15 protein-coding genes and 1 tRNA gene are annotated in these 16,688 nt (G+C 55.1%); 7 read left to right on the forward strand and 9 right to left on the reverse strand.

Features of this window, described 5'->3' with window-relative positions; genetic code table 11:
- Positions 1–60 precede the first annotated feature (60 nt).
- Positions 61–255 (forward strand): zinc-finger domain-containing protein, encoded by a 195-nt coding sequence (locus tag ACLL9E_RS03640; RefSeq protein ID WP_411290378.1) that lies wholly within the window; start codon positions 61–63, stop codon positions 253–255.
- A 13-nt stretch (positions 256–268) separates the two neighbouring features.
- On the opposite strand, the gene ACLL9E_RS03645 is transcribed toward ACLL9E_RS03640, so the two are convergent.
- Entirely contained in the window at positions 269–970 is a 702-nt protein-coding gene (locus ACLL9E_RS03645) for a Crp/Fnr family transcriptional regulator (RefSeq protein ID WP_411290379.1), read from the reverse strand.
- A 497-nt stretch (positions 971–1,467) separates the two neighbouring features.
- On the opposite strand from ACLL9E_RS03645, the gene ACLL9E_RS03650 reads away from it, so the two are divergent.
- Genes ACLL9E_RS03650 through ACLL9E_RS03665 form a run of 4 tightly spaced genes read left to right on the forward strand, consistent with a single transcriptional unit; the run spans position 1,468 to position 5,323 of the window.
- Positions 1,468–1,845, forward strand: coding sequence for a response regulator transcription factor (locus ACLL9E_RS03650; protein ID WP_411290380.1), 378 nt, complete (start codon positions 1,468–1,470; stop codon positions 1,843–1,845).
- Complete coding sequence (locus ACLL9E_RS03655; protein ID WP_411290381.1) at positions 1,838–2,935, forward strand: hypothetical protein; 1,098 nt, start codon at positions 1,838–1,840, stop codon at positions 2,933–2,935. The genes ACLL9E_RS03650 and ACLL9E_RS03655 overlap by 8 nt, the downstream gene beginning before the upstream one ends.
- 49 nt (positions 2,936–2,984) lie before the next feature.
- Positions 2,985–3,896 carry a HEAT repeat domain-containing protein gene (locus tag ACLL9E_RS03660; RefSeq protein ID WP_411290382.1) on the forward strand — a complete coding sequence of 304 codons (912 nt, stop codon included), beginning with the start codon at positions 2,985–2,987 and terminating at the stop codon, positions 3,894–3,896.
- On the forward strand, positions 3,893–5,323 hold the full coding sequence (locus ACLL9E_RS03665; protein WP_411290383.1) for a glycosyltransferase family 2 protein: 1,431 nt from the start codon (positions 3,893–3,895) through the stop codon (positions 5,321–5,323). The genes ACLL9E_RS03660 and ACLL9E_RS03665 overlap by 4 nt, the downstream gene beginning before the upstream one ends.
- Positions 5,324–5,331: 8 nt before the next feature.
- Here the strand turns inward: ACLL9E_RS03665 and ACLL9E_RS03670 are convergent, their stop codons facing one another.
- The 8 genes from ACLL9E_RS03670 to ACLL9E_RS03705 form a co-directional block, all read right to left on the reverse strand.
- Positions 5,332–9,246: a PAS domain S-box protein gene (locus ACLL9E_RS03670; RefSeq protein WP_411290384.1), complete on the reverse strand. Its 3,915-nt coding sequence runs from the start codon at positions 9,244–9,246 to the stop codon at positions 5,332–5,334.
- A 279-nt stretch (positions 9,247–9,525) separates the two neighbouring features.
- A tRNA-Met gene (locus ACLL9E_RS03675) sits at positions 9,526–9,602 on the reverse strand.
- A gap of 76 nt (positions 9,603–9,678) precedes the next feature.
- Complete coding sequence (locus tag ACLL9E_RS03680; RefSeq protein ID WP_411290385.1) at positions 9,679–10,185, reverse strand: 2'-5' RNA ligase family protein; 507 nt, start codon at positions 10,183–10,185, stop codon at positions 9,679–9,681.
- 347 nt (positions 10,186–10,532) lie between these two features.
- Positions 10,533–11,210 carry a 50S ribosomal protein L9 gene (gene rplI / locus ACLL9E_RS03685; protein WP_411290386.1) on the reverse strand — a complete coding sequence of 226 codons (678 nt, stop codon included), beginning with the start codon at positions 11,208–11,210 and terminating at the stop codon, positions 10,533–10,535.
- A gap of 11 nt (positions 11,211–11,221) precedes the next feature.
- A complete protein-coding gene (gene rpsR / locus ACLL9E_RS03690) occupies positions 11,222–11,446 on the reverse strand; it encodes a 30S ribosomal protein S18 (protein ID WP_411290387.1) in 225 nt (74 codons plus the stop codon).
- Between the two features lie 3 nt (positions 11,447–11,449).
- Entirely contained in the window at positions 11,450–11,902 is a 453-nt protein-coding gene (gene rpsF / locus ACLL9E_RS03695) for a 30S ribosomal protein S6 (RefSeq protein WP_411290397.1), read from the reverse strand.
- A gap of 136 nt (positions 11,903–12,038) precedes the next feature.
- Positions 12,039–13,178 carry a GGDEF domain-containing protein gene (locus ACLL9E_RS03700; RefSeq protein ID WP_411290388.1) on the reverse strand — a complete coding sequence of 380 codons (1,140 nt, stop codon included), beginning with the start codon at positions 13,176–13,178 and terminating at the stop codon, positions 12,039–12,041.
- 58 nt (positions 13,179–13,236) lie between these two features.
- Complete coding sequence (locus ACLL9E_RS03705) at positions 13,237–14,643, reverse strand: UDP-N-acetylmuramate--L-alanine ligase (RefSeq protein WP_411290389.1); 1,407 nt, start codon at positions 14,641–14,643, stop codon at positions 13,237–13,239.
- 171 nt (positions 14,644–14,814) lie between these two features.
- On the opposite strand from ACLL9E_RS03705, the gene ACLL9E_RS03710 reads away from it, so the two are divergent.
- On the forward strand, positions 14,815–15,651 hold the full coding sequence (locus ACLL9E_RS03710) for an LD-carboxypeptidase (RefSeq protein WP_411290390.1): 837 nt from the start codon (positions 14,815–14,817) through the stop codon (positions 15,649–15,651).
- Positions 15,652–15,686: 35 nt separating this feature from the next.
- Positions 15,687–16,625: an ACP S-malonyltransferase gene (gene fabD, locus ACLL9E_RS03715; RefSeq protein WP_411290391.1), complete on the forward strand. Its 939-nt coding sequence runs from the start codon at positions 15,687–15,689 to the stop codon at positions 16,623–16,625.
- The last annotated feature ends 63 nt before the right edge of the window (positions 16,626–16,688 follow it).

Genomic DNA, 16,688 nt, shown 5'->3' on the forward strand with positions numbered 1-16,688 from the left:
GGACGCGCCCTTTTGTCTGGGCCGTTGCAGCCCTGCCGCAGCTTTGCTAGGCGCTGGCTCATGAACATCAATAATCCCGAAACTATCCGGGTCCGCGAACCGCGGATCGCCTGCGACGGCAGCGGAGATATTCCCGCTGCCTTGGGCCACCCACGGGTCTGGCTTCAAATCGATGAAAAGGGCTATGTCGATTGCGGTTATTGCGATCGGCATTTTGTTCTGGTGGGTGGGCCGGCCGACAACGGCAAGGGTTAATCCGGCGGTGCCATCAGGCCGCAGCAGCGAGATCCTGAAGACGCCCGCGGTCGCGGATCGATACCGTGCGACGATCGGGCAGGTAGATAACGCCATCGGCCTTTAGTCTCGACAGCTGACGGCTCACCGTCTCAATCGTCAGCCCAAGGACGTCACCTATTTGCTGACGATCCAGCGGCAGCTCAAATGCATCCAACCCATTATTATCAGCTGTACAGCCGGTTTCACCCAAGCGAACCGACATTTCAAGCAACAAAGTCGCAATGCGCTCAGTCGCGGTTTTCTTGCCCAACAGCAGCATCCACTCATGCGCTCGGTCCAACTCTTTCAGCGTCCGGCGCAAAAGCTTATGTTCCAATTCCGGGTGCTGCCGCGCGAAGCTGTCAAAGGTTGAGCGGGAAAAGATGCACAATTCGGCGTCGGTCAGCGCCGTCACGGTGTAAGGGCTTTGCTGACCGAAGGGCCGCCCTATAAAATCGGAAGAGAAGACGATGCCGACGATCTGTTCGCGGCCGTCAGACATGCTCATCGAAACCTTAAGTACGCCTTCGATGACATTGGCGACGACCACTGAGTCATCACCTTCCCAAACCACCGTCTGTCCTTTGATTACCCTTTGCTTTCGCCCAATCTGACCCAGCGCCTTAAGTTCATCGGGTTCAAGGCCGGCACATATTGCGCGGTTACGCACGATACATTGGGTGCAGTCTGTCATGATCCCTACGTAGCGCGCTCAACCTCGTGCGACAACCGCTCATCCTGCGGCTTACCCCCAATCAAGATGATGGTGCCACACGTTTGTACAGATTGGTGACGCAATACATGCTGGTTCGCTATTGAGGCAATTGCGTTGGCTGTGACAGGCTATCCAGGCAGACATGGGACCCACAATTTGCATGTTTCTTAAATCGACATTCGCCAGCGTGATATCTCTGGCCTGCGGGGCACAGCCGGCAAGTAGCACGACGAAAAGGAAAACCGCTCGAGTCATTTCATATCCTCTGTGTCGGTCGTTTTAGGGAATCATCGTTAACAAAATACAACCGCGCGCGATCAAAGCAGATTGCCGGGCGGCACCGAAAACTGCTGGCTGGGTGAAAATCAGGCGTCGGAATTATAAATTTACAAGCCTTTGTTACGAACATTTTTACCATTTTGCGTCACCATTGGGACGGACCAGAATATTTTGATTAACATTTGATGGAGTTTCGAATGGCAGTGATTCTGGTCGCTGATGACGACGATATTCTTGTAGAGCTGGCACGGTTCAGGCTCGAACATGACGGTCATACAGTTATAACGGTGAGTGACGGCCAAGCTGCCGTTCAATCCGCGCGCAAATATCTCCCTGACATTGTGATTCTTGACACAATGATGCCGGCGCTCAATGGTCTGGAAGTATTGCACATTTTAAAAAACGACGAAGAGATGTCGGCAATTCCCGTGTTGATGCTTACTGCGCGCAAAGGTGAAGGGGACATCATTGGTGCTCTGAAGTCAGGCGCAAGCGACTATATGACGAAGCCGTTCGCCCCCCAAGAGCTTGCAGCGCGCATTGATGTGCTTCTTGCCAGGGCCGGATATGCGTAACCGAGGACATCGGGCCGAACTAGCATCAATGCTCTTCTGCCTGACGTGCATACCGCAAGCATTATATGCCGAGCCGCCGCCCGTCAGCAAAGTGTCCGTACTACAAGAGACGCAAGCTGCAGGCGATAGCGAACCTGCGAACATTGACTCAATGCGGCGACTGGCAGCATCACAGGCTGCGGCAGGGCACTTTGCAGCGGCGCTTGATACCATCGAACGGGCACAGGCACTTGCGCCGCTTGATAATGACATTGCACTTGCACGCGCGAGAATATTGTTATGGTCCGGTCGGGTGGCGGAGGCGCAGCTTCAGGCGGACGTTGTGCGTGCGCGAGCACCAGCTTATCCGGAACTTGAAGCGCTGGATGCGAGTATCAACGCAAGTTTGACTAAGCGGTGGGCGCGTTTCGGTTTCGCGCTTTCGGCTGGTGCGGCCAAAGTACAGCTGGATGGCGGCCAGAACCAGTATTGGAAAAATCTGACGTTCTCGGGATTTGCCGGGATTGGTGCCAACACAAATCTCACGGCTACCATCGAACATGAACGGCGCAGGGTTTCCGATAGCAGGCTTTCGTTACTGACAACACATACCGGCCCGAATTGGGAGCTGAGGGCTGGGGTAGCATATACGCCATCTGCGGACTTCAAGGAAAATTGGGGCCTGCAATCGGGCGCAGACTTCAAAATTCACAACAACGTGACGTTGTTTTCGGACGTCCGTTATGCCGATTATGGCAACATCTCGGTCGTGTCGGCAGTCCCAGGCGTAAGGTTCTCCAGCAATAAAGATGCGCACACCTTAGCCGTTCAGTTCATCTCCATCAGCCCATCAGACAGCACGACAAAGTTCGGAGCATCAGCCCGTTATGACCGCAACTTTATCAACGGCTCGCGGGTGTTTGGCGGCGTTGCATCCTACCCCGATACCGAAGCCGGATTGACGCGGCAATTGCGGTCGGCATTTGCAGGTGGATCGCTGCCAGTGTCAGACCATCTCTCGCTTATGATGACAGGAGAATATGACCGTCGTGAACAGAGTTACACGAGAAAAGCTCTAAATTTCACCCTCATTTTCAGACGGGCGGATTGAAATGGTAGCTTCGGTCATTTGGGGCTCAGTCATATTTGCAACGCTAATCATGGCCGTATTTCTTCTGCTTGTGGTCCGCCGCATGCTGGGTGAACGCCGCATAAAGCGCGAAGGTAAGGCGATGCTCGGCGCCACCAAAGATGTCCTGCTGCGTATCCAGGATCTCGAGCCGTCGGCGCCTTTGAATCATTATAGCAAGTCTGCACGCATGTATGCGGTGCTTAATCTGTCGAGACTGCTGCGGGGATCAGAACGCGCCAAACTGATGGAATTGGCGGATCAGGACGGTTTGTTCGATTCGGCCCTACGCGATCTCAAAAGCCATAAGCCCCGTCAAAGGGCGCAGGCAATCGAGCTGCTCGATCAGTTCGAAAGCCAAAAATGTGTAACCGCCCTGCGCACCTTAATGGCCAATGACCCGATTTATGAACTTAAGCTAGCGGCGGCCTTTACTCTGGCGCGCTTTGGATCCTTGCCGTCGCCACGCGAGACTATTTCCCATATGTCATTGCTGACCAATGAAAATAGCCGGATCCATCTTGCACTTTTTCGCGCGCTCGCGCCGCTTTACCCCACTGAATTGCGGGCGTTGCTGAATGATCCTGCGTATCACATGATCAAGGCATCGATTATCGACTCCTTGGGATGGTCCGAAGATTTGACATGCCTTGCAGAGATCGAACGCGCGTCATCGGACGCTGACCCGGAGGTGCGCTGCGCCGCACTTCGTGCCGCAGGACAACTTGGACGACCTGAGGCGGGTAACTGGATAATGGCTATGCTTGCTGACCCGAACGTAAATGTGCGTATTCAGGCAATCAGATGTGCGTCGCGACTGTCCTTGTCACAGGCGCATGCCCATATTGAGGCGTTGTCCAATGATCCGTCAGCTTGGGTGCGATGCCGTGCGGACGAAGCATTGTTCGCTCTTCAACCTATGAAATTAAAGGCGCGTATATGACCCTATCTGACAGCTTTTTGAGTGCTGCGGCATCCATTATTCTATCGCTGTTCTGGATTTGCTTTGTCATCGTATTGGCGCGTAACGCGGTCAGCGTGCTTCAGCTTGGCTTGGCCTTCTGGTCGTTCGTGACGCGCGCAAAGCCAAGTTCAAGTAATCTGTTTCTTTGGCAGCGATATGCCGACCTATCGCTGCCTGTGTCGGTTATTGCCCCTGCCTTCAACGAAGAGCTTTCGATCACCCAGAGCGTGCGGGCATTGCTTGCTCTGGAATATCCGCAGCATGAAGTCATCGTCGTCAACGACGGATCGAAGGACCGGACGTTGCAAATGCTCATCGATGAATATGGCTTGATGCCCATAAAGCGCGAGCAGCTGGCAGTACTTCAGAAGACAAAAATTCTCGGCACCTACGCCTCACCGCGATATCCCAATCTTCTGGTTGTCGACAAGGAAAATGGCAGAAAGGCCGACGCTGCGAATGCTGGTATCGGCTTTGCGCGTATGCCGCTTGTCTGCGTTATCGATGCAGACTCCATTATCGAGCGCGATGGCCTGATGCGGGCGGCGGAACCATTTATGGCCGATGATGGCGAACTCATTGCCGTCGGGGGCGCAATCCGGATTGCGAACGGATGCGAAGTGGTCCGCGGAACCCTCACAAAGATCGGTATTCCCAAAAGCTTCATTCCGCGTTTTCAAGTCGTTGAGTATCTGCGTGCATTTCTGATCGCGCGCGTTGCCAATGCAGAACTCGACATGCTGATGCTTATATCGGGCGCATTTGGTCTTTTCCGTCGTTCCGTCGTCGTTGAGGTTGGCGGTTACCGGCATGATACGGTGGGTGAAGATCTTGAACTTGTCGTTCGAATGCACCGGCACATGCGCGAGCAAGGGCGCAAATATCGGATGGCCTTTGTCCCGGAGGTTGTCTGCTGGACCGAGGCACCGGCTACGCTGCAAGGTATGCGTAATCAGCGTGCGCGTTGGCAGCAAGGCGCGCTTGAAACGCTCCAAAGACACAAAGTGATGATCGGCAATCCGAAATACGGGCGTATTGGTATGATCGCCATGCCGCAGCTCGTCATTGAGGATGTTTTGGGACCTCCATCCGAATTGATCGGCTATCTGTTACTTCCGATTGCGTGGAGCCTTGGGATATTGTCCCCCCAACTGGCACTGGCATTTTTATGTGTCACCATATTGTTCGGCACTGCGATCAGCATTGCAACAATCGCATTGGAAGAGCTGCAGTTGCGCCGAACGCCAAATGCGCATGACCTTGTGCGGATTGGCGTTGCTGCGGTGCTTGAAAATTTCGGGTACCGGCAAGCCAATCTTGTGTTCCGGCTCGTTGGCATAAATCGGCACTTTAAAGGCGAAACCGCATGGTCGGCTGTGCCCCGTCTGGGTTTTGGCGCAAAGTAGAATTTCGCCTAGCGGACACCGACGGAAAGCAGGTCAGGATATTCGAGAATGATCTGGATGTGACCTGACTCCGCAGACCGCAACGCCTGTTCCAGTTCACCTGCGGCCTGCCCCAATCCGTCTTCGCCAAAGAACCCTGCGGTTCCGGCAAGCTTGTGCAACATGTCGATCAGTTCTTCCAACTCGGATGGCGACACAGATTGTTTGTTTTGCGCGGTTGCCAGCTGGCCAAACAATTCACGTTTGCGTTCCTGATAACGGTCCTCGACATTGGCCTGCAACTTTGGCACGTCGACGTGGTCTAGAGGCAGCTGCTTAATCGCTTGATTGGCAGGCAAGACGCAATGTTTGAGAATCTCATTCTTGAAATCGTTCAAGCGAAGCGGCTTTGCCAGATGCCCCTGCATGCCAGCTTCTTTGCATGCGTCTATATCGTCCTGATAAGCGTTGGCGGTCAAAGCAATGATGGGGAGTTCATCCGCGTCATATCCCAGATCACGGATGCGTCGTGTGGCCTCCAAGCCCCCCATACCAGGCATTCTCAAATCCATGAACACCATCGCAAAGCTGTTTCTCGCTCGTGCAGCCTGTCGCACGGCTTTAATCGCGCCTTCGCCGTCGCATGCAATCTCCAACTGAATGCCAAGCGCAGTTGCCATGTCCTGCATCAGTTGCTGGTTAATATCATTATCTTCAGCGACCAACACCCGTAGTTCTGGCAAGAGTTCGCGCAGCTTTTCTTCATTGGCAGGTGTGGCTTTCGCAGAAGCCGAATTATAGGCTTCGAAAGGCAGTTTCAGCGTGAACGTTGTGCCTGAGCCTTCCTGGCTCGTCACAGCAATTTCGCCACCCATCAGCCGTGCAAGTTCCTGGCTGATGGACAGCCCCAGACCGGTGCCGCCAAAACGTTGCGAGGTGTCCAGTTCCGCTTGCATGAAAGGCGCAAAAATTGCCTCGAGCCGGTCGGCCGCCATTCCGATACCGCTATCCTCAACCGTGATTTCCAAAAATTGTTGGTTGATGTCTGTTTGTTTAGATGCCGCGATGCGGACATGCCCATGAGTGGTGAACTTTATCGCATTGCTCAACAGATTGAGAATGATCTGCCGGAATCTCAGTGGATCCGTGATTATCTGTTCAGGTAACGCATCCGCCACGGAAATGTCGACCTTGAGGCCCTTCGCCTCGGCTATTGGCTGCATCATGCGTGCGACGCTGCTGAGCACATGATGAAGGTCCACAGGTCCGGGCGCATAGGTCATTTGACCAGCTTCAATCTTTGACATGTCCAATATGTCATTGAGCAGCCGCAACATCGCGCGCCCCGATTCAGCAATCAGTTCAATTTGACGCCGCTGTTTTTCGGTCAGTTCGCCCGCAAGCAATACCTCGGTAAATCCGATGACCCCATTCATCGGGGTGCGAATTTCATGGCTCATATTGGCCATGAAGGCCGAGCGTGCTTCGACCGCTGCTTCGGCGCGTTTGCGGGCTTCTTTTAACTCCTCCTCCATTGCCTTCCGGCGAGAAATGTTGCGAATGGAGGCAATAATTTCACTAGGTTCGTTCGCGGCGTTGCGCACGAGGCCGCAATTTGCCTCCAACCAGAAATACTCGCCGGGTATTTCCATCCGTTCAAGTCGATAGGTAACCAAAGCGTGATCCTTCACGCCATCACGCAGCGCGGCGAAAGCTTCCTCAACCCCGGCACGGTCGTCGGGGTGAAAACCGGTGAGCAGATTTCCGTCGATCAGTGAACCTGCAGGAACACCCAGCAGATTATGCGCCGAAGGAGATGCATATTTGCAAATGCCGGTAAGTGAGAGACGGAATATTCCATCTGTCGCATTGGCTGCCAAAAGCGTGAGCTCCCTGTCGCGCAGGGCAAGCTCTTCGAGCACCTCGTGGCGCTCGGTAATATCAATCACCACACCGACATAGCCAACCACATTGCCAAATTCATCTGTGTCGGGCCTCGCGAGCGTATCGACCCAAGTGACGGTTCCGTCGGAATGCAGCCAACGGAATTCGCTGCGGAACTCTGCTGCTTCGGACAAGGCAGTACACCATTTCGCCGAGACTTCAGCGCGATCCTCAGGGTGGAGCGCATTAACCCATCCTGTGTCTTCCCACATATCGTCCCGTTGCCCGGCAAGCGACAACCAGGCCGGATTGACATATTTATATCCGCCATCACGATCGGTTCTGAAAATCCCGGCTGGGGAAAGGCTTGCCAACGCGTGAAAACGGCGTTCGCTCTCCACTAGCTGCTCGCTGGCAATTTTCTGGCTGGTCACATCAATTGCCACACCGACGAAACCCGCGATGTCGCCATTGCTGTCCAACTCGGCCGATGTAACAACCTCCATCCAAAGTTCGCTACCGTCGGCGGTGTGAAATTCCATTGTTCGTCGTCTCAATTCGCCAGGCTCGAAATCCGACCATGCTGGCTGATCCCTGAATTGCGACAGATCAATGATGGCTCTCATCCATCCATTGCCCATCATATCCTCAGCACGCATGCCCGCTTTGTTCGCCCAAGCGGCATTTATATATGTAAGATGTCCGCGTTTATCGGCACGGAAAATGCCAACTGGCGCTGACTCGGCAATCCGGCGGAATCGACTCTCACTTGCGGCAATAAGGTCCTGCTGAGTCACCATTTCAGTGACGTCCCTGATATTGCCGATAGCCCCGATGAAAACCCCGGCATCATCTACAAGCCTGTGCGCGGTTATATCCACATGGCGAATGGATTCGTCTGCGTGTTTGAAACGATTCCGAAGCGTTGCTGCAACAATTTCGCCCGACGCCAACTGTGCACCGATTTGCTGCGTATTTCTCCGATCGGTCGGGACAACGAGGCGGAATGCCTCCTTTCCTATCCAGTCGCTGACCAGAAATCCGCTGAGCTTTTCCCAAGCCGGATTGAGATATATCCAACGACCCTTGTCATCGGTTCTGAAAATGACTTCGCTTAAATTGTCCGTGATGAGTGCCGTAAACTTCGCGGATTGATCCAAATCGCGTTTGGCAGCGTTCCGCTCCGCCAACACAACAGCGACCGGCAGGCCCATCAGGAAATTTGTCGCCAGAAAGATCTGCAGGGTCAAAAGAGACCAACTTAACTCACCGCGGACAAGCGATATAGGCCCGGTGCCCATTAAAGTTGCTGCTATCGCGATGATGGAAATTATCACAACCGACGCAGCAGTCCCGGAAACACCTGTCAAAAAGGCCGCGAAGATAACAAGCGGGCACGCGAGGAATAACAACGGAAAGGAAGATTGGGTGAAAATCAGCACGCTTACCGCCGTGGTTAAGCCGACAAGCGTTATCCAAGAGAAAATCCTTTGCCGGTCAAGTTTGTGCGCGGTGTGAAAATTATCGATGGCGATGACCACTATCGGCGTTGCAATCACAAATCCCAAAGCATGCGCCGCGACCCAATTCGCCCAAATGGGCAATGCTGCGGGGCCATCCCCCGAAGCCAAAAACAGTGTTGCAAATCCGCCGGAAACCAATGGTGCGGCAAACGCGATCGCGGTAAAGCGTAGCAAAACCTGAAATTCATCCAGTCGCGCACGCACGCCGCAAAAACGTACAGTGAGGGCTAGCATCAACATGACGTCAAACACATTTGCAGTAGCGATCAGCATCGCGCGAGACGGCGGATCGCCTATGTGCAAGAGGACCGCGACATTTGCTACAAAGCTTGCAACCAAAAACCAAACGCGGTGACTTGCCTCGGCCCGCAGCAGAAATGCTACAACAAAGGCATTCGCCAACCAGATCGCTGAAGTCTTTTCGCCATCGCGCGTCCACGCAGCACCGAAATAATCCAAGGCAGCAAATATTGCGGTGACTGCAATGAGACGTACCAGAAACGCTGATTTACTGGGGCTGCTGATGGCAAAATTCATGTCGCGAACTTCCGAAAATGTCTATCCCGCAGATAGGATGGATCGCCCTATCATTCGAACAGGGCGAACCTCGTCAGTCGCACATAGTGGTTAATATCCTGTGTCGGATGCAGCTGTCAGGCCAAGTTTTGCGCACCCCGACCGTCGACGGCGTATGATGAGCGCGGCCACAATCATTGCGAAAATTGCAACCCTATCCAGATGGATTAGAGCGCAACGAAACTTAACGAGACAGGAAAAAGTGGGGGCTATCGGAGACCATATGCTGCTGTCACCTCTTGGTAGCGAAGGAGGGACTTGAACCCCCGACCTATGGATTATGATTCCACCGCTCTAACCAGCTGAGCTACTTCGCCATCCAAGAGTGAATCCCGACCTTTGCGGGGAAGCACGCGGCGCTATAAGCGTGGGGTTTAAGCGGGTCAAGCGTTGTCAGCCGCGAAATGTCCATCTGCCGATCTGTTCCCATGGCCCGCCGCGATAATAATGTGCAGCAAAGCCCGAAATAGCGAGCGGCCGCGGACGGAAACTTTCGGACAGATGCGCATGGAGCGCCTTGGCGGCCGATGGCTCAACCTTATTCTGGACCGTGATGTGCAATTTGGGCGTTGCCTGATCCTGCGGTATCAGCAACCCTCGAAACGCGTCAGCAAGTTCGTCGCGCATGGTGAGGAGCTCAAGGCTATCCACGCGGAACGCGACGCCTTTACCCAGCAGCATGACCTCAGTGAGATATGCCACCGGCGCAGGATATTCGGCAACGATCGCAGCCAGACGCGACTTGATTTCTGGCAGATGGCTTGGCGGCAAGTGATGAAACAAAGTGATGTGCGCATCGACTAAATTGCGTTCGACCGGAAAATGCGCGCGCCGCAGTCCATTGGCCCAAGCTTGGTCGGCTTTGCCCATTTCGGCCGTGATGATGATTGGGGCGGTCATGAAACCTCACAAGTCGTCCGAATGGGAAAACACATTTGCTGCGTCATCCTGAACTTGTTTCAGGATAACAGGTAACCGTCGCTTGGTATCCTGAAACAAGTTCAGGATGACGATATGTCGCACAGAGCAGATGACATGTCGCATAGACCAGACGATATGTCGCGTCCGATTTTCCCGCCAGCCGTCACCCTGAACTTGCTTCAGGGTCTTAATCCCAGAAGACCTCAAAAAAGTAAGATGCTGAAGCAAGTTGAGCATGACCATCATCCTAAATCAAAGACGAATGGCACAAAAAAGCCGCCCGGTCTTGCGACGGGGCGGCTTTTGTTTGCAGCTACCGAAACGCTTTATGCGTCGTCGCTTGCCTCTGCGGAAAGACCGGCGGCTTCCGCAGCGGCCTTCGCCGCAGCTTGCTCTTCGCGGCGCTTGGCATTGGCAGCAGCTTCGGCCTCATCAGCCGCGTCGGAAGCAACTTCTGCTTCAACCTGCGCTTCGATGGCTTCAGCAGCGATCTCGGCCTGTTCAGCTTCGAACATCTGGTCAAGAACGTTAACGCCGTCCTTCTGCAACTCAGCTTCGTCGTCCGAACGGGCCACATTGACCTGAACATTAACGGTAACTTCGGGGTGCAGAACTACCTTGACGCCAAAGACGCCAAGCGTTTTGATCGGCCGTTCAAGAACGATCATGCTCTTGGAAACCTTCGCGTCCTGCGCGATCAGGCCATCTACGATGTCCTTAACCGAAACCGAACCATAAAGCTGGCCAGTCTGCGAAGCTGCGCGGATCAAAACGATCTGTTTGCCTTCAACACTGCCCGAAGCATTTTGTGCTTCATCACGGCGGCTTGCGTTATCGCTTTCGATTTTCGCGCGGTTGGCTTCGAAAACCTTGCGGTTGGCTTCGTTTGCACGGAGCGCTTTCTTGTTTGGCAACAGGAAGTTACGGGCATAGCCGTCCTTCACGGTGACAACGTCACCAATTGCACCAAGCTTTTCAACGCGTTCGAGAAGTATGATATCCATGTTTCGGCTCCTTACTTCACGATGTACGGCAGAAGGCCGATGTGACGGGCGCGCTTGATCGCTTGGCCCAGGTCACGCTGCTTCTTTGCCGACACGGCGGTGATGCGCGACGGGACAATCTTGCCGCGCTCGGAAATGTAGCCCTGAAGCAGGCGTACATCTTTATAATCGATCTTCGGCGCATCTTTACCCTGAAATGGGCAGGACTTGCGGCGACGGAAAAACGGACGTGCCATAAATTAAGCCTCCTGCTCTGCACGGGGTGCACGATCGGGGCGGTCGCCACGATCTGGACGGGGTGCACCGCGATCACGATCGCCGCCACCAAAACCACCACGGTCACCGCCGCGCTCGCTGCGCTCTGGACGGTCGCTCTTGCGCATCATGACCGATGGGCCTGTTTCGTGCTCGTCGACGCGGACGGTCATGTAACGGATGATGTCTTCGTTCATGCGGGTCTGACGCTCAAGCTCGGCGATAGCATCGCCCGAAGCTTCAATGTCGAGCATCACGAAATGCGCTTTGCGGTTTTTCTGAATTTTGTAGGTCAATGTGCGAAGACCCCAGGTTTCGGTCTTGATGACCTTGCCCTTATTGTCTTCGACAATCTTGGTGGCAGATTCTGCCAGCGCATCAACTTGGGCCTGTGAAAGGTCCTGACGCGCCAAAAATACATGCTCGTACAGCGGCATGGGCGTTTCCTTGTTCCTACCGATCGCTGACGCAGCACCATGCATACGCCCCTCCGGCCTTCTTCGAATCCCCAAAGGGGAGCGCGGCTGTTAGGAGGAAGTGGGGTCTATTGCAAGCAAAACGGCGTTTTGCGCCTTAGGCTGCGATACACACCTTGTTGCGGCCCGTGTTTTTTGCTTCATACAGCGCTTGGTCGGCACGGGCAAGAAACGCCGAGCCGCTTTCTCCTTCCTGCAATTGCGCGACCCCGGCGGAGAATGTGACCAAACCGATCGGCCGCAACGTGTCTTTGGCTACCAATTGTTTTGCGGCAAGCCTGCTGCGCACCTCTTCAAGCATCTCCATAGCTTCAGCGGACGTCTTCTTTTCAAACAAAACGACAAACTCCTCGCCACCATGGCGCGCTACATGCACATTAGCTGAGGCAGTTCGCTGCAGGAAATCGCCGACATGATGGATAACCCGGTCTCCAGTTGCATGGCCATGGGTATCATTAATCCGCTTGAACAAGTCGATGTCGCAGAATGCAACCGACAGAGGCGCGCCAAGACGTCCGGTTTCTTCTAACGCGGTTTTCAGGCAGGCTTCGAAGGCACGGCGATTGGGCAGATTTGTGAGTGGGTCGCTAAGCGCCTGTTTCTGGCTTTGCGCCAACCGGCTTTTCAGTTGCAAAATGGCTTTGCCACGGGCTTTAAGCCGTGCTTCGGCTATTGCTGCCCGTTCAATCATTTCGCTCGTCAATTGCTGGAGTTTTTTAAGCTGGTTGACTTGGACTTCGCTGCCATATGCGCTTTTTGCAAGCAACTGAACAGACTCGCCCAAGGCGTCGCCATATTCCGCTGCATCCTTACCCGACCGATCGGTCAACACGGCGGCATCCGTCATCGTCTGGCGGGCATCCTCTACCATCTGGTGCAACTCACGTTCGCTGATGGACGTCCGTATCTCGTCGAGCATATCGCAAGCGTCATGCGGCGCGATACCGCCATGTTCCAACATGTGGCTTTCCACCATCATGCGTTGAATCGACGATGAACAGGTAAGATAATGCCAAGCCAGTTCATAATGGTCGGGAATTGGGTCAAGTCCTGTCTGCGCCAGAAACTCGAAAACCTGGTTCATCAGCAGATTGTGTCGGAGCATGAATCGATCTTCGCGACTGAGGCTGTTGCGTGGCCGCGCCTTTTTATCATGCGGCCGAGTATTTCCGCCAAAAAAGCGGGCAAGGAATTTGGACTTGTGAAGGACCGTTGCCAGTTCAAATTCGTGGGACATGTTCGTCATGCCCGTAACTACGGTCGCAATTTTAGAAACTTTAGACTCGGTCTCGCGTCTACTCAGCCGACAATTTGGTCAGACGCCCAAGCAGTTTCGAGGCAAAGCCACTCAGGGTGTCGTCACGCGCGCCCATGATGACAATGCGGTCGCCAGGCTGCGCCAGTTCAACTATGCGGTCGCCGCAAGCTTCGCGCGTTGGGACATATTCCGCGTTTCTACCAGCGGCTGAAACCGCATCAATGATGCTTTGGCTGCCGACGCTCTTATCTACCGTACCGCCAAAATATACCGGGTCGCACAAAATGAGGTGATCGTCTTTGCCAAGCAAATCTGCAAATACACCAGCAAGCTCGGAGCCCATAACCCGGATCGGGCCATAGCCATGCGGCTGGAAAAAGGCGATTATCCGGCCCGGTAAAGCCTTTAGCGTCGCGAGCGTTGCGGCGATTTTGTCCGGGTTGTGGCCGAAATCGTCAATCACAACGATATCGTTCGCGGTACCAACGACGTCAAAGCGACGTGCAAGACCGCTGAACTGTTCGACGCTGCGAACTGCCGCCGCCACGGATACGCCAAGCGCAACGCTCGCAGCGATAGCGGCCAGCGCGTTGGCGATATTATGCCTGCCGGGAACGATGAGCGTGACCATATGGGTCGTGCCCTGCACATGAAGGGTGAATTTGCTGCCAAGCGGCAAATGGGTGATGTCCGTCGCACGGAAGTCGGCGCCTGGTCCAAAACCGAAGCCGAATGCATCGGGCAAGTCGAGTGTAGCCATCAAACTTGCCGTCTCCGCGTCATCCGCATTCCACACGCAGACCTTCGCCGCCCGCGCAAAATCGCTGAACAATTGTCGCAATTCCTCGAGGCTTTTATGATCAAGGCTGATATTGTTTAGCACCGCGACTTCGGGCGCGAACAACGCAATCGAGCCATCGCTTTCATCAACTTCACTCACAAAGACATCGCCCTGCCCTACACGCGCGCTAGCAAAGGGCGCATCATCGGCCACGAAATTCTTCATCACCGCGCCGTTCATGACGGTTGGATCACGGCCGGCATCCGTCAATATCCAGCCGATCATGCCAGTAACGGTTGATTTGCCGCTGGTCCCGCCAACAGCAACGCTTCGCGCGGCAGCGTTGAACAAACCGGCTAGCAACTCGGCGCGGGTCATGCGGGGGCACCCGAGCGCCTTGGCTTTGGCGATATCAGGCACGCTGTCCTCGATCGCTGCGGACGCAATCAGGATCTGATCTTTATTGGAGAGGCCACTGCCGTCTTGTGGAAACAAATCTATCCCCAGGGCCTCGAGCCATTCGAATTTAGGCGCCAACCGGCCTTGGTCGAGCGCGCGGTCAGATCCGGCGACCGTAGCGCCCCCCTCCCGCACGATGTTGGCCAAGGGCAACATGCCCGAACCACCGATGCCGCAGAAGAAATATGATTTGTTATTGTCCATCGGGGGCGGTTATTGCCGGAACATGATTTTGGCAATGGTGCTCTACTCACATAACATCGTCACCCCCGCGAAGGCGGGGGGCCATCACCTGACCCGCCGGATTTCCGAAACGGTCCGGAGATGGATTCCCGCATGCGCGGGAATGACGACAGATGGAGAAGTGGGTAAGCCATGCGGATAGGCATCTGCGCCCCATCAACACCATTTACCCGCGAGGATGCAGCGCGGGTGACCGCGTTAGCATTCAGCACCTACCCTGCCGCCGAACTCGTCTTCCACGACCAATGTTTTGCCGAAGCCGGGCATTTTGCCGGACCTGACCATGAACGCTGCGCCGCGTTTGTGGATATGGCCAATGACTCAAACCTCGACGCTATATGGTTTGTGCGCGGTGGCTATGGCGCGTGCCGCATTGCACAGGACGCCGTGGCAGCGCTTCGGTCGGCGGCAGGCGACAAAATCTATATGGGGTATAGCGACGCCGGGAACCTGCTTGGCGCGCTGTACCGCGCTAAAATTGGCCGCGTGTGCCATGGCCCAATGCCAGCCGACATCAGGCGCGCCGACGGCGAGTCGGCGATCATCCGCGCGCTCGACTGGATGCTGCACGCATCTCCCCAAGCGCTTGAACAACATGTGCAGGCAGGCACAAAACACGCGGCTTTCAACCTGATGACATTGGCGATGATGGTTGGAACACCGTTGATGCCCGACCTTAAAGGCCATGTCTTGATGGTCGAAGAAGTCAGCGAATATCTCTATGGCTATGACCGTGCCTTTTTTCACGTGACCAGTCATCTGCAATCGGCCGGACTTGCCGGATTGCGGCTTGGACGCGTGAGCGATGTGCTCGAAAATGACCGGCCTTTTGGCGAAGGTACCGAAGAAATTGCCCGCCGCTGGTGCGTCAAAACCGGCATTGCCTATCTCGGCCGCGCCGACATCGGCCATGATGCGGATAACAAGATAGTGCCGTTCGGGCTTGCAACATCGAGCGCCGCGACATAGGCGGCTGGCACGAACTCGGACCGTCAGGAACAATCATGCGTGCATTCATCTTTCCCGGCCAAGGCAGCCAAGCAGTTGGCATGGGCAAAGCGCTCGCCGAAGCCAGCCCGACCGCGCGTGCTGTCTTTCAAGAGGTGGACGAAGCATTGGGCCAGCATCTCTTCCGCTTGATGACCGATGGCCCGGAAAGCGAATTGACGCTGACCGAAAATGCACAGCCGGCAATCATGGCGAACGCGATTGCGACCTTGCGCGTCATGGAAGTCGAGGGCGGCGTCCGATTGTCGGAAAAATGTGATTTTGTCGCTGGGCATAGCTTGGGCGAGTATACGGCGTTATGTGCCGCAGGCGCGCTGCCTTTGTCCGTCACGGCAGCTTTGCTCAAGCTGCGTGGCCGCGCGATGCAGTCCGCTGTGCCCTTGGGCGTCGGCGCGATGGCCGCTTTGCTTGGCGCGGACATAGAAAAAGCGGAAAGCTTGGCCGCTGCCGCCGCGCAAGGTGAAACTTGCACCGTCGCCAACGACAATGACCCGTCACAAGTCGTGATCTCCGGACACAAAAGCGCGATTGAACGCGCGATCGCGATGACGAAGGAGCATGACATCAAGCGCGGCATATTGCTGCCGGTCTCCGCGCCCTTTCATTGCCCATTGATGCAGCCCGCCGCCGACGACATGGCAAGCGCGCTTGCCACCACGACAATCCACGCGCCGCTCGTGCCGCTGTTCGCCAATGTCACCGCAGCGCCCGTGTCCGATCCCGCAACCATTTCCGCACAATTGGTGGAGCAGGTCACTGGCCGGGTACGTTGGCGCGAGTCCGCCATCGCCATGGCCGCCGCGGGGGTCACGCATTTTGCGGAATTTGGCGGCAAAGTTCTGTCACCGATGGTAAAGCGCAGCGCGGGCGAAGACATTGAAACATCGAGCGTCATCAGCATGGATGACATCGAAGCCTTATTGAAAGCGATCTAATGACCGACCAGATCCTCCAGTCGCGCGATGGCGGCATATTGACGATCACGATGAATATGCCCG

Source organism: Sphingorhabdus sp., from assembly GCF_046596595.1.
Lineage (GTDB): Bacteria > Pseudomonadota > Alphaproteobacteria > Sphingomonadales > Sphingomonadaceae > Sphingorhabdus_B.

Excerpts from the sequence above, each read along its gene's own strand:
- ACLL9E_RS03640 (WP_411290378.1), top strand. The coding sequence starts at position 61 with ATGAACATCAATAATCCCGAAACTATCCGGGTCCGCGAACCGCGGATC.
- ACLL9E_RS03645 (WP_411290379.1), bottom strand. The coding sequence starts at position 970 with ATGACAGACTGCACCCAATGTATCGTGCGTAACCGCGCAATATGTGCC.
- ACLL9E_RS03650 (WP_411290380.1), top strand. The coding sequence starts at position 1,468 with ATGGCAGTGATTCTGGTCGCTGATGACGACGATATTCTTGTAGAGCTG.
- ACLL9E_RS03655 (WP_411290381.1), top strand. The coding sequence starts at position 1,838 with ATGCGTAACCGAGGACATCGGGCCGAACTAGCATCAATGCTCTTCTGC.
- ACLL9E_RS03660 (WP_411290382.1), top strand. The coding sequence starts at position 2,985 with ATGGCCGTATTTCTTCTGCTTGTGGTCCGCCGCATGCTGGGTGAACGC.
- ACLL9E_RS03665 (WP_411290383.1), top strand. The coding sequence starts at position 3,893 with ATGACCCTATCTGACAGCTTTTTGAGTGCTGCGGCATCCATTATTCTA.
- ACLL9E_RS03670 (WP_411290384.1), bottom strand. The coding sequence starts at position 9,246 with ATGAATTTTGCCATCAGCAGCCCCAGTAAATCAGCGTTTCTGGTACGT.
- ACLL9E_RS03680 (WP_411290385.1), bottom strand. The coding sequence starts at position 10,185 with ATGACCGCCCCAATCATCATCACGGCCGAAATGGGCAAAGCCGACCAA.
- rplI (WP_411290386.1), bottom strand. The coding sequence starts at position 11,210 with ATGGATATCATACTTCTCGAACGCGTTGAAAAGCTTGGTGCAATTGGT.
- rpsR (WP_411290387.1), bottom strand. The coding sequence starts at position 11,446 with ATGGCACGTCCGTTTTTCCGTCGCCGCAAGTCCTGCCCATTTCAGGGT.
- rpsF (WP_411290397.1), bottom strand. The coding sequence starts at position 11,902 with ATGCCGCTGTACGAGCATGTATTTTTGGCGCGTCAGGACCTTTCACAG.
- ACLL9E_RS03700 (WP_411290388.1), bottom strand. The coding sequence starts at position 13,178 with ATGTCCCACGAATTTGAACTGGCAACGGTCCTTCACAAGTCCAAATTC.
- ACLL9E_RS03705 (WP_411290389.1), bottom strand. The coding sequence starts at position 14,643 with ATGGACAATAACAAATCATATTTCTTCTGCGGCATCGGTGGTTCGGGC.
- ACLL9E_RS03710 (WP_411290390.1), top strand. The coding sequence starts at position 14,815 with ATGCGGATAGGCATCTGCGCCCCATCAACACCATTTACCCGCGAGGAT.
- fabD (WP_411290391.1), top strand. The coding sequence starts at position 15,687 with ATGCGTGCATTCATCTTTCCCGGCCAAGGCAGCCAAGCAGTTGGCATG.